Genomic DNA, 24,602 nt, shown 5'->3' on the forward strand with positions numbered 1-24,602 from the left:
GAGGATGGCTTTTTTATATATTATCTATTTATTGTCTTTTTTGTTAATTTGTTTTATTCAACAAGCTAGAAATCTTAGTTTCTCTCTTTCAACACCATGTTCTTTAATGCAATAAATCCTACAAGGTTATTTTTACCAATGTAAGCAAAGCCATTTATAAACCCACTTGCTACGTCATAATCAGGTTCAACTATCCAATTCCCACTTTTATCAATATAACCGTATTTTCTATTTTTACAAACTGATGCCAAACCATTTGTGAATGTATAAATAGCTGTGGTGAATATTATAGGATCATCAAATTGAGGTTTAATAATAAAATTGCCTTTTTTATCAATAAATCCCCATTTACCTTTCAATCTTACAGCAGCCAGTCCTTCAGAAAAACTATAAGCTTCTTCAAATTGAGGTTTGATAACAAAATCACCTTTATAATTAATAAAGCCCCATTTACCATTTAACTTAGCTGCTGCTAAACCTTCTGAAAACAATAACATATCTTCATAAACTGGATTGATTAAAAAATTTCCTTTCCTATCTATATATCCGTATTTACTTTTATAGCAAACCAAGGCAATATTGTTATCAAAATCATAAGCATACTCAAATTTGGGCTGAATAACAACTTCACCTTTTTCATTTATGTATCCATACTTATTGTTAGTCATTATTCTTGCTAAACCATTCTTAAAAATTTTATCATAATAAATATTGCCTAAAGAACCTGCTAAAAAATCATATTTTGGTTCTATAACATATTTGCCATTTCTATCTATAAAGCCATACTTTACTTTTTTCTGTGCATCTAAAATAGCAACAGCAGCAACACCTTTTGAAAATTCGTTGGCTACATAATACTTTGGTGGTATTATTATTTTCCCACTTTTATCTATATAACCGTACTTTCCATTTAACTGTATCACAGCTCTATCCTCAAAAAAATTACCCGCACTTTCGAATTGAGGTTCAATAACTATTTCACCTTTTTTGTTTATATATCCCCATCTTCTATTTTTTTTCACCGGTGCTAATCCTTCTCGAAAACTCCCAACATAGTCAAAATCCAAACTTAAAATGGCATTACCTTTTTTGTCTATAATTTTCCATTTCCCTTTTTCCCTAACTACTGCTATATCTTCAGAAAAACTATGTGCTTCTTCAAAATTAGGTTTTATTATAACATTGCCTTTCATATCCAAGTATCCATGTTTATTATCTTCGCTTATAAAAACAGCTAACCCTTCTGAAAATGGATATATATATTTAAACTTAGGTTCTATTATAATTAGATTGTCTTTAACATTCACGTATTGCTTACTATAAGCTCCAATTGTATTAAGTATTAAAATTAATGCCATAACTACTCCAATCAATTTAATACACTCATTATTTCCCCCGTTCAAGATTTTTACTTTATTCCACATTAATCCTGCCTCCCTAAATTGTTTTGAATTTGAAACTAACAATTAAGCAAAATCTAATATCCAATTCTGTTTAACATCTTTCTACAACACTTTTTTCTTTATTAACACATAGCTCACCTCTGAGTTTTTTCCCTCTGTTTTTGATTCAATATATAATTCCACATCTTCACCAATTTCATATGATACAAAATAGCTTCCCCACTCTTCATCAATCCCTTCACCATTTTTCTTTATCTCATTAATTTTCCCAATCCTTTTATCCACATCTGAAAGAGAATCTTTTAGGGAAATACCAAAAAGCTTTACATTATTCCCAGCTATAATAGAATGAACAGTTGCCATAGGTATATTTTCCCAATTTTCAACCGAATCAAAATCAAAACTAAATGTTAGCCCATTTTTAGTTTCATATAAAAAACCTCCCTCAGATGAATAAACTTCTACTGGTAAACCAAATTCTTTCCTTACATTCCCTAAGTTCATGTCCAATAATCTTTTTATTGTACTGTAGTCTTTTAAATCAAAATCTGCATTTGCACTCTTTTGCTCAAGTTCATCTATGCTAAACCAAAATTTTATAGCCCCACTTGAATACGGTCCAATTTTATAAGGTTCAAAACAAATTAAATAACCTTTGTTTTTAAATACCACATCATCAAAAAAGTCTTTTTGATATGAATTGCTAAAATCTTCTTTACCCCCAAGCTCTTCACTGAATGGGTCAAATAAATCCTTAGATATTGCTCTTGCAATGTTTATATAATTTTGAATTAACTTCTTTTGTTCATTATTTAATAAACTTTCAAGTCTTATATTATCTCCCGTTTCTAAGTTAAATGTAAAACTTTCTAAATATATCATTCCATGTACTCCACCAGTATACAAATATTCTTCGAACAAAAAAGAAATATAAGGTGAAACACTTTTATCCCATTCACATTTGATATCAAGTATATATGGATAAAAATCAAGTTCATTCTTTGGCTCTTCGGCTACTCTTTTTATGTTCTCTATTTGTTGGTCCACATACCTCTTGAGAGTAGAGTTTATTTTTTCAAGCACATCTTGTTTTAATCCACTTCCAATCACCTTAGGGACTAACACATCTATTTTGTATTTCTCTGTTGTTTGATATACTCTTTCAAATACAACATCCCATGTGGGCTTGCTTATAGCATTATTCTCATTTGAATACTTAATAGCCTGATTTGATTTTTGTAGAGTTGATGTGTTGATTTTACTTACACTTTCTTTTTTTGTTTTAAACACTGAACATCCAGTAATTGATAATAACAATAGAATAAATATACAAACAATTATCAATTTACCCTTTCTCATGCCTACAGAACACCTCTATACCGAACTAAAAATAATCTTAATTTATCTAACCCTATAAAATTCATATTTACCCAAACCCGAACCAGGAATAGGCTCCAATATCAATCTATTGCCCTCAATTTTGTAATAATATCCTTCTTTACCAGTCAATGTTCCTGTAAGGTACAACTTGTCTCCATTTATTTCCCAACTTCCACCTATCCAATAGTAGTGAGCCTTAAAAGTCCCGTCCGGATAAAACGTAATCGTATCTTTATCATCTGACCAAGTACCAATGATACTGTTTGTACTGAGATTTAGTATACCGTTTCCACTTGAACCTGCCATTCCATTAGCAAAAGCAAACACAATTATTGCCACCACAATAATACATACAATATATGTTGTCGCATTGATGTAAAGCGCTGTAGTATCTTTATTTTGTGATAAACATCTAATTGACCAAAAGTTAAGAATTGTATTTGTGATAATACCAAAAATACCTAATAAAATCACAAGCCATATAGTTATAAATTGCAATAACAGATTTATCAATGCTATCCATGTAATTGGAATAAGGCTTACTCCTACCGCCCCTAATATAGCCTTAAAATCCACACTTTCCTTAATTATCATAAACGCTAACTTGACAATACCGCAATATAGAAGATATAAAAGAAACAAAATTACGAAGTTATACAAAAAGGTTTTTAAGGATGAATAAGAGGACAAAAGCCCTGATATTCCGATAAAATCTTCAACTAACTTTATACCTCTTCCTGCGAAAACGAGATTTTGAATAGAAACAAATATAAAAGTAAGAACAGCAAACAAAATACCTACTTTGTAGTCATTGTTCTGTATAACCTTTGAAATAAAAACAAATGGATTTTTCAAAAATGCCCAAGCAAACTTTATTGTAAGATAACAATATCGAACTGCTGAATTAATTACATCATTTAGGGTTGAAGCAGTAACTACCTTCTTTTTCTTTTCTTCAGCTGTATTCATAGTCTGCTCAATATTTTTACTTTTGACATCCTCACTAACATTCGCAGTATTTTGAGTATCATTCAATACTTCACCGCTTGAACCTTGATTGTCAGTTGTTTGACTCACCATCGTTTGACTTGTTTTGCAAGTGCAAACTTCACCTTCCTGAAGCTCTCTACCACAATACGGACAATTTGTCATTTCAATCACACACTCCCTTCATCTAATTTGTATTCTTTAATCTTGCCATCTTTTGGCCAGTCATAAAACCATGGAGCTTCTATTTTAACAATAACAAAATTCTTTGCATTCTCATCCCATACAAGAGTGTAAACCTGTGTAGTTACTTTTTCAGGAATATCTTGTGGTGAAGACTCGTCTTGGGAATATACTGTATCTTTGTAATAAATCTTCGCAGTAACTTTTAATGTTATTTTTTCCTCTTCATCTTTAAACAATTGTAATGTTCCAAAATTAAACTCTGTTTTTGTGACTTTACCTGTAAATTTTTGTTTATAATCTTTTAGTTCTTGAATTCTACTTGAAAATGTCTGTTTTAATTCATCAGAAATGTTCAAAAACTTATTTGGATCCTGAGCTGTCATAGCAGTTCTGTAAGACTTTTCAAAATCATTTATAACAGAAGCAACCTTTTCAAATGTTGAATTATTAGTATCATCGTTTGAAAGTGTATTTGGAATTGTAATGCTATTTGACCAGTTGCCAAGTTTTACAGAAGTTGTTCTTGCCTCACCCCATGGAAGTTTTATTTTTGCACTAAACTCACTTTCGTCACTTACAGGTCCAAATTCAGAAGCATCTTTTACCAAAACACCGGTTGGCTTACCATTCAAAATTATCTCAGCATCCTCAAAATCTGACTCTACCTCTACGTAGCGAGGATTAAGATAAAGTTCAACAGAGTATTGGTTGTAGTTACTAAATTCTGTACTGTAGAGTTTTTCTTCCTCAGACTCCTCTAATGTACAATATGGTCCTTTGTATTTTGCTTCAATCTTGTATATACCGGCAATCAATGGGCCTATTGAAATCTCCTGCGACGGATCTGAAACTGAAGTAATGTTTTTGCCATTTAAGAATATTTTTGCATCCTTTGTATCACACTTCACCTTTAAAAAGTAATTTTTTGCTGCAATCTTATACTTTGTGAAGAAAATCAAGCCTTTGCCTGCAGGTTTTAAAAGAAAATCGTTAGAATAATCGTGAGCTGAGAAAAGATTAGATAAAATATCGGTTAGAGATTCATTCTTTTTATCTGAAGATGAATTTGAAATTGATTGAATTGCTTCATCTAATGCTTTGTAAACCTCGTTTATGTATTCAGGCTTTGTCTGACACAACTCTAAGAAAGCTTTTAGATTATCTTGTGAAATTTGTTCACCTGTTTCATGAACAATAATTTGGGAAAGCATTTTTGTGTCTTTATTTTTAACAGCTTCCTTGAATTCATTCACAACCCTTTGGGGAGAATATATTGACTTTCCAACTGCTACAAACAATATTAAGAACACCAAGAAACCTATAATTCCGTAAAGCCAAGGCAAAAGTTTTCTGTCAAATTTCAATTTTATGCTTGGTACCCTAAATTCTTTTGTTTGGTCATCAAAGTATTTTTCTAAGAAGAACTCTCTCTTTGTTCTTTGCAAATTATTCGATGTCTTTGCCTCTAAGCTCTCTCCACATTGAGTACATACTTTCTGCCCCTTTTCAATTGTAGCACCACACTTAGGACAGTAAAACAATCTTTACCCCTCCCATCATTTTCTAAAGGTTATTTGACATATTTCGACAAAATTCGACAAGAAATATCCTTTAAAGGTAAGATGTTAATTTTATTATAATTTTTTTAACAAATGAATTCAAGAATTTATTAATTACAAAATATAGTTGACATTAAATTTAGACTATTGTATATTAAATTTAAACTATTGTATATTTATAGAAAATATCAAAACTTTTTTTATGGAGGTTGATGAAATGAAAAAGTGTATTTCATTTTTTACAGTTGTACTTGCTGTAATTTTTTGTTTTGTTGCGGTTGCATCATCTCCAACAAATTATAAGACCATGTACGAAAAACTTTTAAAAGATTACAATTCTCTAAAAACTCAATATGACAAGCTAAAAAAAGAAAATGCTAATCTTCAAGCAAAGGTGAATGAACTTAGCAAAAAGGCAGCAACAAACCCAGTTTATGAGTATCAAAGAGATATTATCCTAAATGGAGTAACACTCAAATACAAAGTTCCATTTATAAACTACAAAGGAATGAGATTTGTTCATCTTGACTCAATTCTTTATTGCTTCTTTAATAAAAACATAACTCCTTGGAAAATTAATGATAACCAAAAAGCATTAGTTATAGGTCCCGATTTGGGTCCAAATGGAGGTATATTCCTTACTGATTTGCCGTTGAGTGATTATAAATCCATAGTTGACTATTATAACAAAGGACGTTTTGGTATCAACACAAAGGACGTTACAGTACTAGGAAGACCATATAATAAGAATATCTGGTGGGAGGCTTATAATGCTGCTGGTTGGAGTTCAGATGAAAGTCGAAGATGGTCATTTGTGCAGTATAAATTAAACGGAGATTATAAAAAGTTAAAAATGAGTTTAGGTTTAGATGATGATTCTGAAGTTGGTGCAAGTGGAAAATTTACAATTTATCTAGACGGAGAAAAAAGATATGAAACAGAAATCGCAAAAGGTGAAAAGGCAAAAGATGTTTCTTTAGACGTTGTTGGCGGTAATACTTTAAAAATTGAATTTTTTACAAATCCGAATCAAAATGATTGTAGAATGTTTCCTTTTGTAGGCGATGCAGTATTGTACAAATAAATATTTACAAATTATGAGTGGCTGTCCAAAAAATAATTGGATAGCCCCTTTCATTACAAGATTTAGTTTTTTGTTTGACGAACTTTCCCTATATGCTGTGATATAAAAATTTTAAAATTTTGTTTTTAGTGAACCCCTTGTTAATTATATACAGACTCTTTTTATGTTTTTTAGTTCCCAATTTTGAATTAGTATTTTTTCTTATTTGTTCTAAATTTCCAATTACAAGTTAAAACAACAAAAAGGGGACTACCTGCTTACCTAGTAATCCCCTTTCATTTTTACTCCAAAAAATCCTTTAGCTTCTTACTTCTGCTTGGATGTCTTAGTTTCCTCAAAGCCTTTGCCTCAATTTGGCGGATCCTCTCTCTTGTTACGTTGAACTCCTTTCCAACCTCTTCTAAGGTGCGGGCCCTGCCATCTTCAAGGCCAAATCTTAGCTTTAAAACCTTCTTTTCTCTTTCATTCAAAGAATCCAAAACCTCTAAAAGCTGCTCTTTGAGCATTGAATATGCAGCTGCTTCAGATGGCGCAAGAGCATCATCATCAGGGATAAAGTCACCCAAGTGACTATCTTCTTCTTCACCAATTGGAGTCTCAAGTGACACTGGTTCTTGTGCAATCTTTAGTATCTCTCTCACCTTTTCAACTGGCATGTTCATCTCTTTTGCTATCTCTTCAGGTGTTGGCTCTCTTCCTTTTTCTTGCAAAAGCTGCCGCGATACCCTAACTAACTTATTTATTGTCTCAACCATATGAACAGGAATTCTTATAGTTCTTGCCTGGTCTGCAATTGCTCTTGTTATTGCCTGACGAATCCACCATGTTGCATATGTGGAAAATTTATATCCTTTTCGGTAGTCAAACTTTTCAACAGCCTTCAAAAGACCCAAATTACCTTCCTGGATAAGGTCCAAAAAGAGCATTCCTCTCCCCACATACCTCTTTGCAATGCTTACAACAAGCCTCAAATTTGCCTCAGCAAGCCTCTTTTTAGCCTCTTCATCCCCCTGTTCAATCCTCTTTGCAAGTTCAATCTCCTCTTCAGGAGTCAAAAGTGGAATCTTGCCAATCTCCTTGAGATACATCCTCACAGGGTCATCTATAGCAATACCTTCAGGTAGATTTTCCAAGTCGTCTTTTAAAAGCTCTTCTTCTGAAACCCTATCATCAACAACGTCAATCCCCATACTCTCAAGAGTATCATATATGTTTTCAACCTGGCTTGCATCAAGCTCTACCTTGTCAAGTATCTCTTGAATTTCAGAATATGTCAAAAATCCTTTGCTCTGACCAAGCGAAATAAGCTCGCGAACCTTTTCTCTTATCAGATTTTTTTTCTCCTCTGTTTTATTTTTATCAACAGTACTTTTTTTATAAGAAAGTTTTTCTGGCTCTTCTTTTTGCTGAATCTGTTCTTTTTCCTCATGCTGCATCTGCTGATCTTTTTTAACCTCTTCGTTACTATTATGATTCATATCGTTCTGGTTATTTTGGCTCAGATTTTGATCTGTCATCTGCCTTCTCCCTCCCTTCCTGCCTTGAGTTTTTTTAGCTCATCCAGTATCTGGGTAATTTTCAAATTGTCATTTTGTTGTTGTGCAGCTTTAAGTTCAAGTTTTAACCCTAACGTTTTGACTTTCACTTTTAGCTCTTCTATGGCTTTCTTTGCAGTATCAGCATTTTCAAAACCTTTAGATGAAAAGCTTGTAAGATCAGATAAAATGCTCTCATCAGTAACAAAACTCAAAAGCATAGAGTAGCTCAACTCCATCCCCTCATTAATCAGATTTTTTACTGCAGTAAAAATATTCTTAACATCCTCGGTGTAAAAGTCCTCTTCTGTAAGAAGACTTCTTATCTCCTCTGATTTTGGTGCCCATTCTGTATATAATGATAAAAGATAGATCTCATTCTTTTTTAACATTTCGAAATCAGACAAAACTGGTTTTTGCTGTATTTGCTTAAAATAATTTATATTTTCTATTCGCTTAAGTTCCTTCTGAGTAGTTTTGGAAAACTCTTTTGAAATAACATTTTCATCTACACCCGTGAGAACTGACAACTTCTTTATATACTCTTGTCTTTCAACCTCATTTGAAATTGGAGTCAAAATCTTCTCAAAATACTCTCGTACAAATCTAAATTTCTGGTCTGATTTGGTCAAATCATACTGGTTTTTTAGCTCTTTTACTTTGTAATCTATCACAAACATGCTATTTTGCTTTTTTAACAAAAACGCATCCTTCCCAAATCTTTTTATATACTCATCTGGATCTTTTGCGCCCTCTAATTCCATAACTCTTACCATGAGCCCGTTTTGATACAATATATCAGCACTTCTTATTGCTGCTTTTTTGCCTGCTTCATCACTGTCTAAGCAAAGAACAACTTCATTTTTGTATCTTCGCAGCAGAAAACTGTGGTCTTGAGTAAGTGCTGTGCCTAAAACCCCAACTGCATTGTCAATTCCCTCTTGATGTAGAGCAATAACATCCATGTACCCCTCGACAACTACAAATTCGCTTTCCTTGCTCTGTTTTGCAATATTAAGACCGTACAGAATCCTTGACTTTGAGAATATCAAAGTATCAGGTGAATTCATATATTTTGGAGCTGCAGAAGCATCAGAAATTATTCGTCCACCAAATGCAATTACCCTGTTCATTGTATCGAATATAGGAAAAATAAGCCTTCCTTCAAATCTACAATAATTTTTTCCATTTCTCTCAAGAAAAATTCCACTTAAATCAATAATTTCTTTAGAATACTTTTGAGAAAGCCTGTCATACAGGTCATTTTTTTCAGGACAAAACCCAAGCCCAAATCTCTTTGCCGTATCTTTCGCAATTCTCCTTTTGATAATATACTTCACAGCTTCAATATTCTTGCGAAGATAAAGCTGCTCTCGAAAATATTCAAAACAGTCTTTGTGAAGATTAATTAGCTCTTCTTTTTGTTTTGCCAAAGCCCTGTCTTTTGCTGACTGAGACTGAGAAAAATCAATGTCAATCTTTGCCTTCTCGGCTAAAACCTTTAGTGCCTCAGTAAAGGTCAAATTTTCCATACGCATTACAAAGTGGATAACATTTCCACCAACACCACAACCAAAACAGTGAAATATCTGCTTAGCTGGTGATACGTAAAAAGAGGGGGTTTTCTCTGAATGAAAAGGGCAAAGCGCCCTAAAGTTTACCCCTACCCTTTTTAACGGAATATAAGAGGAAACAATATCAACAATATCCACTTTATTTAAAACCTGTTCTACAATTCTTTCCAACACATCATGTTCACCTTCATGTTTTTTGGGACAATTTAAATTTATTTCGACAAATTTTTTAAAATACCTTTTGACATTTTTCATAAAAATTAAAGCTTATTCCATGGCGAAGGTAAGAATATTTCATAAAACTTTCGCATAGCATACCTGTCTGTCATTCCGGCTATATAGTCGATTATTGCTTGTTCCTTGCCAAATCTGTCGATATCTTTTTTTACATCGTCTGGCAAGGAATCAGGATTCGACATAAAATACTCATATAAAGCTTGTATAATATATTTAGCCTTTTTTTCATCCCTCTTTGCTTCAGAGTCAATATACACATTTTGAAACATAAACTCCCTCAACTTTTGCATGGCATAAAAGACATCTTCACTCATGGTTATTTCTGGTTTGTCCATACTATTTCTTATTATATCCATAATCAATGTATTAATTCTCTCACGCTTTGAAAATCCTAAAATCTTAAGACAGTCCTGTGGTAAATCTTCTTCTTTTAAAATTCCTGCTCTTATAGCATCGTCTATATCATGGTTTATATACGCTATCCTGTCTGCAAACTGCACAACTTTGCCTTCTAACGTCGAAGGAGTATTGCCCCATACATGATTTAAAATACCGTCTCTTACCTCAAATGTAAGATTAAGCCCATCATCCCCTTCTAAAAAGTCAACAACTCTGAGACTCTGTACATTGTGAGAAAAACCACAAGTTGTAATTTGGTTTAAAATGTCCTCTCCTGCATGTCCAAAAGGTGTGTGACCCAAGTCATGTCCAAGGGCAATTGCTTCTGTTAGGTCCTCATTGAGCCTCAAAGCCCTTGCAATTGTCCTTGCTATCTGGGCAACCTCAAGTGCGTGAGTTAGCCTTGTTCTGTAATGGTCCCCTTCTGGTGAGATGAACACTTGTGTTTTGTGTTTAAGTCTTCTAAATGATTTTGAATGAATTATTCTATCTCTGTCACGTTGAAACTCGGTTCTGACCTGGCACTTTTCTTCTGGTCTTTGTCGCCCTTTTGTGTTCTTAGAAAGCATTGCATATGGTGATAGAATCTTACTTTCAAGCTCTTCTTGGTATTCTCTTATCTTTAACAAATTCTCTCACCGGACTTTTGTAAAGTCCCTCTTTCTATTAATTTTCTTAGAGACTTTGTGATGTTTTCGGTTTATATAATAACTTAATTCTATACAAACTGAATTTTCCCTTCTTTTAAAGCTGAAAAATTCAAAAAGAAGAAGGCTGGAAAGTCAAAAACCAGCCTTCTTCTTTCATTTAGCTTATCTTTCACCCATGTTTTATTAATCAATTAAGACACATTTCCTCTTCTTTCCTGCAAACGCTGTTTTAGTCTTGGTTTTCTCTGCACTTTCTTGTTCTCGTTTATTATTACAATGGGCTTATCTTCTTTCAAAACAGCTGCTTTTGTAATTATTACCTTTTCTATCTTGTCGTTTGATGGAATCTCAAACATCACATCAAGCATTATCTCTTCCATGATTGCTCTCAAACCTCTTGCTCCAGTGTTTCGCTCAATTGCTTTATCTGCTATTGCTTCTAATGCTTCTTTTTCGAATTCAAGCTCAACGCCGTCCATAGCAAAAAGCTTTTGATATTGCTTGACAAGTGCATTCTTTGGTTCTGTGAGAATCTTTATCAGTGCCTCTTTGTCAAGTGCGTCTAATGTAACAATTATTGGAACACGACCGATAAATTCGGGAATCATGCCGAACTTTAGTAGGTCTTGAGGCATTATCTGTCTTAGAATATCGCCTATCTTCTTTTCCTTCTTGCTCTCTATTTTAGCATTGAACCCAAGAGTCTTTTCGCCAATTCTCCTCTCAATTATCTTCTCAATACCCTCAAAAGCACCACCACAGATAAAGAGAATATTTGTTGTGTCAATCTGGATAAACTCTTGATGTGGATGCTTTCTTCCACCCTGTGGTGGAACTGATGCTATTGTTCCTTCTAATATCTTTAGAAGTGCTTGCTGCACACCTTCACCAGAGACGTCTCTGGTGATTGAAGGATTGTCTGATTTTCTTGCAATCTTGTCAATCTCATCTATATAAACTATACCGCGCTCTGCTCTTTCAATGTCATAATCAGCATTTTGAATAAGCCTGAGCAAAATATTTTCAACATCTTCACCCACATAACCTGCTTCAGTGAGTGTTGTTGCATCTGCTATGGCAAATGGTACATTGAGCATCTTGGCAAGAGTCTGTGCAAGATAAGTTTTTCCAGAGCCAGTTGGACCAAGCATTAAGATATTACTCTTTTGAAGCTCTACATCGTCTTTCCTGTTGTCATGATAGTAAATTCTCTTGTAGTGATTATAAACTGCAACTGATAAAATCTTTTTTGCGTGGTCCTGCCCAACTACGTACTGGTCCAAAAACTCTTTTATCTCTTTTGGGGTTGGAAGTCTATCATCAAACTCGTTGTATTCCTCTTCTTCAAACTCCTCAGAGATTATCTCTGAACAAAGTTCAACACACTCATCACAAATATAAACTCCAGGTCCGGCAACAAGACGTCTTACCTCATCCTGTGATTTGCCACAGAATGAGCACCTTAAAGTCTTCTTTTCATCGAACTTAGCCAACTTTAAATCACCTCAAAAAAGAAAGATTATGGTCGTCTTTCAATCACCTTGTCAATTATGCCATACTTTAAAGCCTCTTCAGCTGTCATGAAAAAGTCGCGTTCTGTATCACGTTCTATAACTTCAATTGGCTGGCCTGTTCGCTCAGCCAAAATCCTATTAATTCTCTGTTTTATCTTCAATATCCACTCAGCGTGGATTTTGATGTCTGTTGCCTGACCACGAACACCGCCAATTGGCTGATGTATCATTATTTCGCTGTTTGGAAGAGCAAATCTCTTACCTTTTGCTCCAGCTGCAAGTAAAAATGCACCCATTGAAGCTGCCATTCCAACACAAATTGTGGATACGTCAGGTTTTATATATTGAATTGTGTCATAAATTGCAAATCCAGCTGTAACAGAACCACCTGGTGAGTTTATATATAGATAGATGTCCTTATCAGGGTCTTCTGCCTCTAAGAAAAGAAGCTGTGCAACAATGAGTGATGCAATGTCATCTGTAATTTCACCGCTTAGGATTACTATTCTATCTTTTAGAAGTCTTGAGTATATGTCGTACGCTCTCTCACCACGGTTAGTTTGCTCAATAACTATAGGAACAAGTGCTGACATTTATTTATCCCTCCTTTTTTAAAAGAAAAACAAATTTTCAGACTATTCTGGTTGGTTTTCAGATTGAGTTTCTTCACTTATAATTTTAGCATTTTCGTATATAAAATCTATAGCCTTATTTAGAATTATACCCTCTTTTATATACTCAATATCATCTTCAGAAAGTCTTTCTTTCAACTTTTCAACCTCTAAGTTGTACATCTTAGCAAGTCTTTCTAATTCCTTTTCAAGCTCTTCATCTGTTGCCTGAATATTTTCTACCTTTGCAATCTTTTCTAATATGAGATTATTTCTAATAGCTTTTGTTGCTCTTTCTCTAAACTGTTCTCTGAACTCTTTATCAGTCTTGCCTATAGCTTCTAAATATTTCTCATATGTCATTCCAAAATATTGAAGATTTCTTACAACATCTTCAACATAGTAATTTATCTGATTTTCTATCATAGGCTCTGGTATATCAATCTCTGTTGCTTGTGCAATTTTTTCTAAGATTGCGTCAATCATCTCGTCCTTTGCTCTTTTGTCATTCTTCTCTTTTATCCTATTTCTAATGCTTGCCTTTAGCTCTTCTAATGTCTCATACTCGCTGACATCCTTTGCAAATTCATCATCAAGCTCAGGAAGCTCCTTTACCTTTATTTCCTTTACTTTCACTTTAAATGTTGCTTTTTTACCAGCAAGTTCTTGGCTCTGATAGTCTTCTGGGAACACAACTTCTATTTCCTTTTCTTCGCCTTTTTTTATCCCAATTAGCTGTTCTTCAAACCCTGGGATGAACCTACCTGAGCCAATTGTAAGCTCATAGTCCTGAGCACTGCCATTTTCAATAGATTCACCGTCAACAAAACCCTCAAAGTCGATTGTAACAATATCGCCGTTTTGAACTTCTCTGTCAACAGATATAAACCTTGCATTTTCCTCTCTTAAATGTTCAAGCTCATGCTCGACTTCTTCTTCAGCAACAGGGTATTCAATCTTCTTGATTTCAACCCCTTTGTACTCACCCAATTCAAACTCAGGTTTGATATACACCTCAGCTTTGTATATAAAGCTCTTGCCTTTGCCAACCTGAACTATATCAACTTCAGGTCTTGACACAACCTCAAGCTTGCTCTCTTCAATCACCTTAGGATATGTCTCATTTAAAACATAGTCAATTGCATCATCATAAAATACCTCTTCACCATACGCTCTTTCAATGAGCGACCTTGGTGCTTTGCCAGGTCTAAAACCGGGAATTTTGAAATACTTGGCATTTTTCAAATAAGACTTCTGCAGACCCTCTTCAAACTTCTCAGGTTCAACCTCAACCTCGATTACAGCCTTGTTTGTACCTTTTTTCTCAACCTTGAATTCCATTTGAATCCTCCCTCAAAAGATTTATTTTTGAATTAAAATTTTTGTCAATCTTAAAAAGGTTATACTTTAACTATGATATTGTAGCATAAAAGTTTCTATTTTAAAAGTAGATTGAAAAGATTTTTTCCCGCACTTGTACGTGAACAATTTTCTTACAATGATATGGCATTTTGTGGGAATAATTTATTGTATGCACAAGCCCAAAGTTATATAATTATTATAACAAAACATAAAAACTTAATGAAATGTTAGGAGGGATTTTTTCAATATGCTACAAAACATACCCAAAGTAAAGGTAGGAATAGTTGCTGTTAGCAGGGACTGTTTCCCTATCTCTCTTAGTGAAAAGAGAAGGCAGAAAGTAGTTGAGGCATGCAGAAAAAAAGGTATCGACATCTTTGAAGCAAAGACAACTGTCGAAAATGAGAATGACGTTTTAAAAGCCCTGGATGAGCTAAAATCAGCAGGTGTTAATGCACTTGTTGTATATCTTGGCAACTTTGGCCCTGAAGGACCTGAGACAATGCTTGCACAAAAGTTTGGCGGTCCTTCAATGTTTGTTGCGGCAGCTGAAGAGACACAAGAAAACCTCATTGACGGTCGTGGCGATGCATACTGTGGCATGTTAAACGCATCTTACAATATTGGCCTGAGGAAGCTCAACCCTTACATTCCTGAGTACCCTGTTGGCGATGCTGAAGAGGTTTCGGATATGATAGCGCACTTTGTTGATGTTGCAAGGGTTGTAATAGGAGTAAAGAATCTTAAAATCTTCAGTTTTGGACCACGGCCACAAGACTTTTTGGCTTGCAATGCACCAATCAAGCCACTTTATGACCTTGGCATAGAAATTATGGAAAACTCTGAGCTTGACCTGTTTGAATCTTTCAACAAGCACAAAGATGACCCGCGTATACCTGAGATTGTAAAACAAATGGAAGAAGAACTCGGCACAGGAAACAAACATCCAGGAATTTTGCCAAAGCTTGCTCAATATGAGCTAACATTAATGGACTGGTATGAAAAATATCGCGGTAGTTGCCAGTTTGCAATATTTGCTAATAAGTGCTGGCCAGCGTTCCAGACACAGTTTGGATTTGTTCCATGTTACGTAAACGCAAGGCTTGCATCAAGGGGTATTCCAGTTGCATGTGAGGTTGACATATACGGAGCACTTAGTGAATACATCGTAACACTTGCAACACAAATTCCTGCAACAATTCTTGATATCAATAATACTGTTCCGAAAGATATGTATGAGGCAAACAAGGAAAAGTTCAAGGATTACAAGCTCACTGACCTTTTTATGGGCTTCCACTGTGGAAACACACCTATTTGTCATATGAAATATGCTGAGATGAGGTACCAGCTCATCATGCACAGACTCTTAGAGCCAAATAAAGAACCAGATATAACACGTGGTACACTCGAAGGTACAATAAAACCAGGTGAGATAACAATATTCAGACTTCAGTCAACAGCTGATTGTATCTTGAGGTCATACGTGGCTGAAGGTGAGGTAATAGACGTTGACCCACGTTCGTTTGGCGGAATTGGTGTATTTGCAATAAAAGAGATGGGAAGATTCTATAGATATGTACTTATTGCCAAGAGGTTCCCGCATCATACAGCTGTTGCATTCAAACATGCAGGAAAAATCCTATTTGATGCAATGAAGATGCTCGGTGTTGATGACATATCATTCAACCAGCCAGCTAATATGCTATATAAAGATGAAAATCCATTTAAATAATATGGAAATCAAGAAGGGGCTGCCATAATCATTTAAAAGTGTGAAACACTGCGCAGCCCCTTTTTGTACCTATTACACCCTATTTTTCAAAACCTTCTCTTCATATTCTTTCACCCTTTCAAGCCATGTGCTTCCCACTGGAACACCACTGTCGTAGCAGTATTTATTCCACACAGCACTAAATGGTAAGGTTTTGAATTCCTCTAAAAGTGCAAGTCGCATCCCAAAATTCCCTTCATTTTCAGCCTCAATCAAAAGATGTGTTGGCTCCAAGAGTGCAAAAAGAATTGCTTTCAAGGCAGCCCTTGCCCCTGTTACCCATGCAGTTATTCGGTTTATGCTCGCATCAAAGAAGTCCAAAGCAAAATAAACTTTCTCAAATCCATTGCTTCTTTTTACTTCTTGTGCAACAGACAAAACTTCGTCGTTCAAAATCACAACATGGTCACTGTCCCAACGCATACCACGGCTGAGATGCAAAAGTATCTTCTTTGAATATGCCAACACAGCTGAAATCTTGTCTGAAATGGTTTCTGTCGGGTGGAAGTGTCCAAGGTCAAAGCAGATTGCTATATCGTGTTTGCTTGTAAATACATAACCCATGTAAAACTCGTGCGATCCAACCACATAAGCTTCTGAACCTATGCCAAATAACTTACTTTCAACAGAGTCAATGAGATATTGTTTGTCAACCTTTGCATCAAATATCTCATCAAGTGACTCTTTTAAGATTTTTCTGTGCTCATACCTTTGTACTGGAAAGTCTTTAGAACCATCGGGTATCCAAATATTATTAATGCAAGGCTGACCTGTTTCTTTGCCCATAACTGATGCAATCTCACGTGACTTAATAGCATGTTGTACCCAGAATTTTCTAATACTTTCATCTTTACTTGACAGAGTATACCCTGAGGATGCCTTTGGATGGGCAAAAAAGGTAGGATTAAAGTCAAGTCCGATGCCCTTTTCTTTTGCCCAGTTTATCCACTTTTCAAAGTGTTCCACTGAAAGCTGGTCTCTGTCTACCTTTTTGCCATTCGTCTCAGCATAGATAGCATGAAGGTTTACCTTGTGTTTGCCAGGAATCAAACTCATTGCAAACTCTACGTCCTGCCGAAGTTCATCTCCATTCCGTGCTTTGCCAAAGTAATTTCCTGTTGCTAAGATTCCGCCACCGCCCATTCCTTTTGTTGCCTCTTCAAATCCTGTCACATCATCTCCTTGCCAGCAGTGCAAAGAGATTTTTATCTCTTTCATCTTTTCCAAAACTCCATCTGTGTCAACTCCAAATTGGCCATACACCTCTTTTGCTCTTTCATAGTCTGCTATTACCTTATCAGCATTCAAACTCATTTTTTCACTTCCTCCTCTCTCAATATACCTTTGATTTTCTCAAAATATCTCGCGATTTCTTTAAAATTCGCTATCGAAACAAATAATTTTGTTCTTGATATTGTTATTATTGCTTTATTCTACCATACCCAGCTTAGACTCAGCCTCTCTATTGTATTTATCTTGTTGCTCTACCATATTACGGCGGGTATCTATCCACAACAACCATGGTGTTTACCCTCTCATGTCTCTCAGGGTCTTTTCTCACTTGCCCTCAATTCCCTCGTCCCATCTACCATGGCGTGGACGTCAGTTATGCTCGTATGCAGGGTCTTCGCCCGTATGGAGGATGTACTCTGACCACCCGCTCACATTTTTCAATCTACTTTCTATAAAAAATCATTTAATCCTTTCTCCTTCATTTCTTAACCATCAATACATTTTCTAAGATGTGAACTATTATTAAAAGGGGCACTTTGCTACTCGACATGACTTAATCTCCTCGCAAAGCTAAGAATTTCTTTACCCCCTCAAGATGTGAATCACTCAAACTATTTCTCCTGCTTTAAATTAAGAATGTTCAAGCAATTTTTCTCACTTCACTTCACGCTGTCCTTGCTAAAGCCTCTCTCTTTATATCGCTCAACATCTTGTTCCCATCATACTTTACGCCTTTTTTTCAAAATCGCATAAAATACCCTTATCAATTTACAACACAGTGCTATTAATGATTGCTTCTTCTTCAAGGGATTGTTCTCTCGCGTGGTGTAATACCTGTGCAGCTGCTTAAATTCTTCATTCTTTGCTACTATTGTAATCATGGCCTTGAACAAGCTACTTCTGAGCCTCCCTCGCCCTCTTTTACTTATACACGTCTGACCCTTGTACTTGCCAGAACTATTCTCAACTATATTGAGTCCCGCCAATTTCTGTATCTGTCTCGCATCCTCATACCTCTTTATATCTCCAACCTCAGAAATAAAGCCAACTGCCGTTTTTACACCAACACCTTTTATTTTAAGCAGTTCCTCTCCATTCGGCACCTCTCTCAAAAGCTCTGCCATCTCGGCTTCTATCTCTTCTATCTGCTTCTTTAAAAGCTCATATTGACTCAGCAAATATTTTATCTCTTGTCTTGCCAGCTTTCTCCCTTCTTTTTTACCTATACTCCTTTTGGCAGTCTCTACTAAATCCATCGCCCTCCTGCGACTAATCGCTCGCCTATCTAATTTGTCACGCCAGTACCCTATAATCCCTTCCACTTCATTTTCCACTACATCACAAGGCAATGGCACCTCCTTTAATGTTTCTATTGCCGTCTTGCCTTCCCAATCAGAAAATACTTCTAAAAATTCTGGAAAATACATATCGAGCCAGTTGATTATTTGATTTTTTAAAACGTTCAGCTGTTTTTGAAGCCTTTCATATATGTTCATCGCTACTCTCATCTCAGCATATATACCCTCGGGTATATTTGGCTCTGTATATCTTCCATCCTTCACAAGCATCGCTATCGTCTTCGGATCCTTTATATCGCTCTTAGTTTGCGTACTATCATCAAGCTCCTTGCTCCTCTTCACGTGAAAAGGATTCACTAAAACCACTTTTATGCCATTCTCTCTCAGATACTGCTCAAAGCACAGCCAGTAATGCCCTGTAGGCTCTATCCCTACTATCATGTTGTCTTTGCCATTTGCTTTCATTATCTTATTTGCCCAATCCAAAAATTTCTCCATACCTTCTTTCCTATTCTCAAACTCTATTCTCTTGCCAAGCTCCACTCCTCTAAAATCAAATGCTCTGCCTACATGCCTTTCCTTTGCTATGTCTACTCCTACAACTAAAGTTCTCTCTGTTACTTGTAATATCTTTTCATTTTGTGTATACTTCAAAGAGGATACCTCCTTTGTTGTGTTTTGTCGTAAGTTGTACAACTTACATTCTGTATTTTACCAGGAGGTACCTTATCTCTTCAAATCTCATTTCTCTTCATTTTCACTCATTTTCGTTCATTACAGGAATGCTCATATAATTGTTCTTTACAACTTAAAAGCCTCTTCTATCTCTTCAATTTCTTTTTGACTAATCAAAACAACATCACCCAAGCTTTTAGCATCAATTATTGCTTTCGCTGTAAATTCTAATATTTCGAGTTTGTCAAATGCATCCAATAAACTTTCACCTACAACAATAACACAATCATTCTCAACAATAACAGCAAGAGTTTCTTTTGAAAAAACATCTGCTGTCATCTCAGGTTGCATAAAGTTTGAACCAAAAGGAATCTTTTTGACGTTTCTTAACTGTATATAGGTCTCTGGAACTGCCCGAGAATTAAATTCATTTTCTGTCACAGCAAACGCCATAATATTGGGAGGACGAGCAATAACGATTGCATTTATATTTGGATGTTTTTCATAGATATACTTGTGGAGTAAAATAGAGCTACTTGGTTTTTTGCCCGCTTCTTTATAGCCGTTTTCGATTTTAACAATATCATCTATTTCTATGTATTTTCTGTCAACCATGGATGGTGTGATTATAAAAGAGTTTTCATTTAACCTCTGTGAAAAAGTTCCTTGCGTACTTGTAAAAAGTCTTTGCTCATAAGCACGGTAAATTAGCTCACACATTTTTTTTCGAGATTCTTCCTCAAAACTTGAATAACTCTTTGGAATAAACTCATCCATCTGAACATCTTGCTTTGCTTTCGAAATCTCAATATCTTTTGGACGCAGAGCCTTAGGATTACCTATTGCCCTTGCTCTTATCTCAAGCTGAGCACAAAAATCTAAAGTCTCAAATGCCATAAAAGCCTTGAATAGGTTTTCAGAACCTACAACAATTCCATGGTTTGCCAAAACAGCAGTGTTAATGCCTCTTTTGAAGGCATCAGCAATCTTTTGTCCAAGGGCTGTGCTGCCTGGTAGTGCATACTCAACAAGTTCAACTTCGCCACATATTAAATGTACATTTGGAATAAGTTTTGTGTTTGGAATCTTCCTTGCTAAACTAAACGCCATAATTGCCGGTGAGTGTGCATGAATTATAGCTTTGATATCCGGTCTTGACCTGTAAATCATCTCATGAAAAGGAAGTTCTACAGATGGTTTGTGCTTTCCTACAATCTCACCATTGCTTTTTACAAGCACTATATCATCCGGTTTTAAATTTCCTTTGTCAATCCCAGATGGTGTAATCCATATATCTCCATTTTCGTCCATTATAGAAATATTACCGCCAGATGTTGTAGTCATACCATATCCATATATTCTTTCCATTATCATTGCTATTTGATCTGCTGGATGAAGTAATTCGAATCTCATAATATTTACCCCTTTCTGAAATAAATTGCATTTTTATAGTTTTGTCTGATTTTGCAGGATGTTTGTATCTATGGCTTAAAATTTTTGTTTTTATGTTTATTTGTATTTACTTTTGATGTCTTTTATTAATTATTATAATCTAATTACACCGTTTTGTCATTATCATTTATTAATATTTCAAACAAATGTGGTTTTTATAAAACTGACAAATTGATTATGGAATCATGAAATATATACAAAGAAAACAAAAAACCAATCAACTCATATGTTAAAACTACATCCACTATTGAATTTACTAAATCTCTACATTATACTGTTTGTTAAACGTTCAAAGTCTAATTGAATAATCCCTTAAACTTCATTAATTAACCTAAGGGGACGCAAAATGGAACACCACACACAGCTATAAAATAGACACAAAATAAAAGGGGCTGTTTCAAAAGTTGATGTAACAACCCCTTTTATTTCAATATTTAGGAGTTTTTATTGTTTGGTTCCTGTTATACGTGCTTTCAGAACATATAAAATTGTATTTTTTAGACACCTTCATTAAATTTTAAAGTTATACTGCCTATTTGACATTCTTCATCATATCATCAAGCTCTTTGAACTTCTTTCCAAACTCTTCCCAATTGCCTTGTTGTAAAGCTTTTTTAGCATCTTCAAACAAAGACTTTATCTTTAATAGATCTGACGATGGTAGAACCTGAGTTATATTTTCTTTCTGAGACGGTGTTTGCATCTCATCCTTTACAGGTGTTACCTGCTGCCCAATGAGCTGCGATAGCGCATCATTTAGGCTGCTTCCCATAACGACCTTCCCATTGCAAGCAGCAATTACTCTTTTTACCTCTGGCAGGGCTGAAGCATTGTCGGAAGCAATGTAAATTGGCTCAATGTACAAAATCTTTTGGTTTATTGGCAATGCTAAAAGGTTCCCTCTTATAACCTTTGAACCGCCTTGATTCCACAGTGACAAATCCTTTGATATCTGCGGGTCTTGGTCAATCATGTTCTCAACCTGCAGTGGACTGTAGACAGTTGAACCTTTCGGGAATTTGTATAGCACAAGCTTTCCATAATTTTCTTGGCTACTTTTTGCTGCAAGCCATGCAATCATTGTGTTGTATTTTAGCGGTGTGAAAGGCACCATCAAAATCATCTCTTCTTTTTGGCTGTCTGGCAGCTTCATCACACTGTAATATGGCGGGATATAGTCAATTGAACCGTCTGGCGTCTTGTGTTTTCCAAAGTCCCACAAATCTTCCTTGTTGTAAAATACATTCGGGTTTGTCATGTGATACCTTTTCAACACACTTGCCTGAACCTTGAAAATATACTCCGGATATCTTATATGCTCAGCAATGTCTCTTGGAATATCTCCATTTTCAAAAAGGTCGGGATAAATACTCTTATAGACATTTACAATTGGGTCGTTTTTGTCTACAATGTAAAATTTCAGCGTTCCATTGTATGCATCAATTAATACCTTTACCGAATTTCTAATATAATTAAAACCTTCTTCTGTCGGCTCTGAATATGGATAATAATTTGTCTTTGTATAACCATCCAAAACCCATACTAAGTGACCTTTGCCGTCAATCAAAATGTAAGGATCGGTGTCATAGTCAAAAAATGGAGCAACTTTTTTAGCTCTTTCTATAATACTTCTATTTATGAGTATCTTGCTGTTTGAATTTATAGCTGTTGAGACAAGAAGTCTAAAGTCTTTATACACATATGAAAAGATCAGCCTATTCAAAGGTGTTAGTCTTATTCCACCCTTGCCGTCATATCTAAAAAGCCTATTTGAATCACCCTCTGGGTAGTCAATTTCGTCAACTTTTGTGTTGACAATAACATATGGGTCTGTCTTTTCTCCATAGTATATCCGTGGCTGAGTCACCTTTGGTGCACCGTCTAAGCTCTTTAATGGAATATCTTTTATGATAAACTTTGGCTGGCCCTCAGGTGTAACTTCTGTCATCAGGCTCATTACAACACCATAGCCGTGAGTGTATTGAAATTTTTGATTGATATATGTCTTTGTTGGAATCCCATCATAGTTTATCTCCCTTGCAGAGATGAATACAGATTTTATTTTGCCATTTATTGTATACTTTGCAATATCAGCATCGTTGAAAATATAGTACTGTTTAAAACGCTGAATTTGGTTTAAAATAGCCAAGGTTGTGGGATAATCTGTAATTCTAATATTTTCAATTGTACCTGTGTTTTTCTGTAAATCCTCTGCTGTGATGGTACCTGATGTGTCAACAGGAAAATATTTTTCTTCAATGTTTTCTAAATTGTAAGCAAGGCGTGTAAACTTAATGTTTTTTTCTAAAAAAGACCTTTCATACACCTGTTCATTTGGTGATACTACAAAATACTGAAAAGCTGTAGCGATTATGGTACCCAAAACTGCCCAACCAATATAAGAAAGCATTACCTTGGCTATATTTGCATACTTGCCTTTTATGAAAAAGTAGATGCTGAGTAGAATCACAGCTACCAAAACTATATACGAAAGCCTAAAATAGTTCATCCTAATGTAATAATCAGTATATCCCACACCAACAACTTCACCAAAGAAAGAGTACAAAAGTCCTTCCATTTCATATTTTAGTGTGAATATCTTAATCACAAATATGAGTATCAGATTGAAAAATATATGACTTCTTACCTTTTTGTCATAAAGCACACCCCATGAATTTACCCTGCTAACAAATGCAAAACCATAGAGAACAATGTATAATACCACTGTATAGATACATACAAATATCACTAAATAGAATAGAAAATTTACAATTGAAAGAAAAAATGGTCTTTCAAACACATAGTATCCTACATCTTTGTTAAAGATCGGGTCTTTTATATTAAACGGCTTTGAATGCTTGAAGGTCAAAAATTTGATGTAGAGGTTGTTTTCCAAATACCTGCTTGCTATCAGCGCCAATAACACAGAGACAATAACATTGAGAATGTTCTTCTTAAGCAAACTAATTTTTCCAACAATTCTTTCAATATTTCTCTTAATAACGGCATTGTTTACAAAAAACACAAAGAACAAAATCATAAATGAAACAACCTGTACTGAAAGCTTTACATAGAAATTCTTCCAGAATACACTTACAAAGTTTCTACCAATTTCTTTTATTTGGATGAGTTCTAAAAATAAATCAAAAGCAATTGAAAAAACTATAGCTAATATTACCAGTATTGAAATAACAAAACCCACTTTTTTAACCACTCTTTTAGTTTTCTCTCTTTTATAATCGTAAATTCTATCTGCCATCCTAAATCCTGTCCCTCACTTTATTTTTTTATTTGCTCTCTAAAAGTCCAAACATTTCATCTTTTAAATCTACTGCTTCTGCTATTATCTTTGAAATATCAGCCAAAATTTTTGCAAGCATCATCTCAGATGAGAGATATTCTTCAATGTCTGGGTTTAGGCTTATTATCTGGTAAAGCTGCTGCAAAGAATATACATCAGAGCTTGTAACCTCTTGTCCTTGCAAGCGTTTTTGCTCAAGCTCAAGTTGTTTCTTTTTAAAGTCCATAACCATCTGTTTGAGCTTCTCGTCCTTTTCAATCTTTTCTTTTGCAGCTTTAAACCTTTTAAACTCATTTGACTCTTTTAGAGCATTTGCAAGCTCGTACGCAATGTCGTAAACATTTCTCATCTTTTGTATACTCACCCCTTTTGTGGATATTTGATTATTTTA

Annotated in this window: 17 protein-coding genes and 1 pseudogene; 2 read left to right on the forward strand and 16 right to left on the reverse strand. The window is 35.0% G+C overall.

Annotation, left to right across the window (positions count from 1 at the left end; translation table 11 throughout):
• Positions 1-74: 74 nt before the first annotated feature.
• The 4 genes from PGC14_RS08795 to PGC14_RS08810 all read right to left on the reverse strand — a co-directional run bounded on the left by PGC14_RS08795 (position 75) and on the right by PGC14_RS08810 (position 5,497).
• Entirely contained in the window at positions 75-1,424 is a 1,350-nt protein-coding gene (locus tag PGC14_RS08795) for a WG repeat-containing protein (RefSeq protein WP_271628699.1), read from the reverse strand.
• An 81-nt stretch (positions 1,425-1,505) separates the two neighbouring features.
• Complete coding sequence (locus PGC14_RS08800; protein WP_271628700.1) at positions 1,506-2,762, reverse strand: DUF3298 and DUF4163 domain-containing protein; 1,257 nt, start codon at positions 2,760-2,762, stop codon at positions 1,506-1,508.
• A 42-nt stretch (positions 2,763-2,804) separates the two neighbouring features.
• A complete protein-coding gene (locus PGC14_RS08805) occupies positions 2,805-3,935 on the reverse strand; it encodes a YIP1 family protein (RefSeq protein WP_271628701.1) in 1,131 nt (376 codons plus the stop codon).
• A gap of 5 nt (positions 3,936-3,940) precedes the next feature.
• Entirely contained in the window at positions 3,941-5,497 is a 1,557-nt protein-coding gene (locus PGC14_RS08810; RefSeq protein WP_011916447.1) for a zinc ribbon domain-containing protein, read from the reverse strand.
• A gap of 235 nt (positions 5,498-5,732) precedes the next feature.
• Between PGC14_RS08810 and PGC14_RS08815 the strand changes: the two genes are divergently transcribed.
• Entirely contained in the window at positions 5,733-6,599 is an 867-nt protein-coding gene (locus tag PGC14_RS08815) for an NPCBM/NEW2 domain-containing protein (protein ID WP_011916446.1), read from the forward strand.
• A gap of 281 nt (positions 6,600-6,880) precedes the next feature.
• On the opposite strand, the gene rpoD is transcribed toward PGC14_RS08815, so the two are convergent.
• The 7 genes from rpoD to tig all read right to left on the reverse strand — a co-directional run bounded on the left by rpoD (position 6,881) and on the right by tig (position 14,460).
• Positions 6,881-8,116 carry an RNA polymerase sigma factor RpoD gene (gene rpoD, locus PGC14_RS08820; protein ID WP_271628702.1) on the reverse strand — a complete coding sequence of 412 codons (1,236 nt, stop codon included), beginning with the start codon at positions 8,114-8,116 and terminating at the stop codon, positions 6,881-6,883.
• Positions 8,113-9,963, reverse strand: coding sequence for a DNA primase (gene dnaG, locus PGC14_RS08825; protein WP_307742488.1), 1,851 nt, complete (start codon positions 9,961-9,963; stop codon positions 8,113-8,115). Before dnaG ends, rpoD begins: the two co-directional genes overlap by 4 nt.
• 5 nt (positions 9,964-9,968) lie before the next feature.
• Positions 9,969-10,973, reverse strand: coding sequence for a deoxyguanosinetriphosphate triphosphohydrolase (locus PGC14_RS08830; RefSeq protein WP_011916443.1), 1,005 nt, complete (start codon positions 10,971-10,973; stop codon positions 9,969-9,971).
• A gap of 89 nt (positions 10,974-11,062) precedes the next feature.
• On the reverse strand, positions 11,063-11,185 hold the full coding sequence (locus PGC14_RS08835; protein WP_266166088.1) for a hypothetical protein: 123 nt from the start codon (positions 11,183-11,185) through the stop codon (positions 11,063-11,065).
• Positions 11,186-12,487, reverse strand: coding sequence for an ATP-dependent Clp protease ATP-binding subunit ClpX (clpX, locus tag PGC14_RS08840; RefSeq protein WP_271628704.1), 1,302 nt, complete (start codon positions 12,485-12,487; stop codon positions 11,186-11,188).
• A gap of 26 nt (positions 12,488-12,513) precedes the next feature.
• Complete coding sequence (clpP, locus tag PGC14_RS08845) at positions 12,514-13,101, reverse strand: ATP-dependent Clp endopeptidase proteolytic subunit ClpP (protein WP_011916441.1); 588 nt, start codon at positions 13,099-13,101, stop codon at positions 12,514-12,516.
• 42 nt (positions 13,102-13,143) lie between these two features.
• Complete coding sequence (gene tig, locus PGC14_RS08850; RefSeq protein WP_271628705.1) at positions 13,144-14,460, reverse strand: trigger factor; 1,317 nt, start codon at positions 14,458-14,460, stop codon at positions 13,144-13,146.
• 268 nt (positions 14,461-14,728) lie between these two features.
• On the opposite strand from tig, the gene PGC14_RS08855 reads away from it, so the two are divergent.
• A complete protein-coding gene (locus PGC14_RS08855) occupies positions 14,729-16,213 on the forward strand; it encodes an L-fucose/L-arabinose isomerase family protein (protein ID WP_271628706.1) in 1,485 nt (494 codons plus the stop codon).
• 72 nt (positions 16,214-16,285) lie between these two features.
• Here the strand turns inward: PGC14_RS08855 and PGC14_RS08860 are convergent, their stop codons facing one another.
• The 5 genes and pseudogenes from PGC14_RS08860 to PGC14_RS08880 all read right to left on the reverse strand — a co-directional run bounded on the left by PGC14_RS08860 (position 16,286) and on the right by PGC14_RS08880 (position 24,560).
• A complete protein-coding gene (locus PGC14_RS08860) occupies positions 16,286-17,566 on the reverse strand; it encodes an L-rhamnose isomerase (RefSeq protein ID WP_271628707.1) in 1,281 nt (426 codons plus the stop codon).
• Between the two features lie 583 nt (positions 17,567-18,149).
• Positions 18,150-19,437: pseudogene (locus tag PGC14_RS08865) on the reverse strand (IS110 family transposase).
• Between the two features lie 147 nt (positions 19,438-19,584).
• A complete protein-coding gene (locus PGC14_RS08870) occupies positions 19,585-20,871 on the reverse strand; it encodes a class II aldolase/adducin family protein (protein WP_039765396.1) in 1,287 nt (428 codons plus the stop codon).
• Between the two features lie 571 nt (positions 20,872-21,442).
• Positions 21,443-24,169, reverse strand: coding sequence for a UPF0182 family protein (locus PGC14_RS08875; protein ID WP_271628708.1), 2,727 nt, complete (start codon positions 24,167-24,169; stop codon positions 21,443-21,445).
• Positions 24,170-24,197: 28 nt separating this feature from the next.
• On the reverse strand, positions 24,198-24,560 hold the full coding sequence (locus PGC14_RS08880; protein WP_011916425.1) for a YlbF family regulator: 363 nt from the start codon (positions 24,558-24,560) through the stop codon (positions 24,198-24,200).
• Positions 24,561-24,602: the final 42 nt, after the last annotated feature.

Origin of the sequence: Caldicellulosiruptor sp. DIB 104C, from assembly GCF_028198085.1 — a bacterium.
Taxonomy (GTDB): domain Bacteria; phylum Bacillota; class Thermoanaerobacteria; order Caldicellulosiruptorales; family Caldicellulosiruptoraceae; genus Caldicellulosiruptor; species Caldicellulosiruptor saccharolyticus.

Bases quoted from the DNA above. Each gene is read 5' to 3' on its own strand.
- PGC14_RS08795 (WP_271628699.1), bottom strand. From the start codon at position 1,424: ATGTGGAATAAAGTAAAAATCTTGAACGGGGGAAATAATGAGTGTATT.
- PGC14_RS08800 (WP_271628700.1), bottom strand. From the start codon at position 2,762: ATGAGAAAGGGTAAATTGATAATTGTTTGTATATTTATTCTATTGTTA.
- PGC14_RS08805 (WP_271628701.1), bottom strand. From the start codon at position 3,935: ATGACAAATTGTCCGTATTGTGGTAGAGAGCTTCAGGAAGGTGAAGTT.
- PGC14_RS08815 (WP_011916446.1), top strand. From the start codon at position 5,733: ATGAAAAAGTGTATTTCATTTTTTACAGTTGTACTTGCTGTAATTTTT.
- rpoD (WP_271628702.1), bottom strand. From the start codon at position 8,116: ATGACAGATCAAAATCTGAGCCAAAATAACCAGAACGATATGAATCAT.
- dnaG (WP_307742488.1), bottom strand. From the start codon at position 9,963: ATGAAAAATGTCAAAAGGTATTTTAAAAAATTTGTCGAAATAAATTTA.
- clpP (WP_011916441.1), bottom strand. From the start codon at position 13,101: ATGTCAGCACTTGTTCCTATAGTTATTGAGCAAACTAACCGTGGTGAG.
- tig (WP_271628705.1), bottom strand. From the start codon at position 14,460: ATGGAATTCAAGGTTGAGAAAAAAGGTACAAACAAGGCTGTAATCGAG.
- PGC14_RS08855 (WP_271628706.1), top strand. From the start codon at position 14,729: ATGCTACAAAACATACCCAAAGTAAAGGTAGGAATAGTTGCTGTTAGC.
- PGC14_RS08860 (WP_271628707.1), bottom strand. From the start codon at position 17,566: ATGAGTTTGAATGCTGATAAGGTAATAGCAGACTATGAAAGAGCAAAA.
- PGC14_RS08870 (WP_039765396.1), bottom strand. From the start codon at position 20,871: ATGAGATTCGAATTACTTCATCCAGCAGATCAAATAGCAATGATAATG.
- PGC14_RS08875 (WP_271628708.1), bottom strand. From the start codon at position 24,169: ATGGCAGATAGAATTTACGATTATAAAAGAGAGAAAACTAAAAGAGTG.
- PGC14_RS08880 (WP_011916425.1), bottom strand. From the start codon at position 24,560: ATGAGAAATGTTTACGACATTGCGTACGAGCTTGCAAATGCTCTAAAA.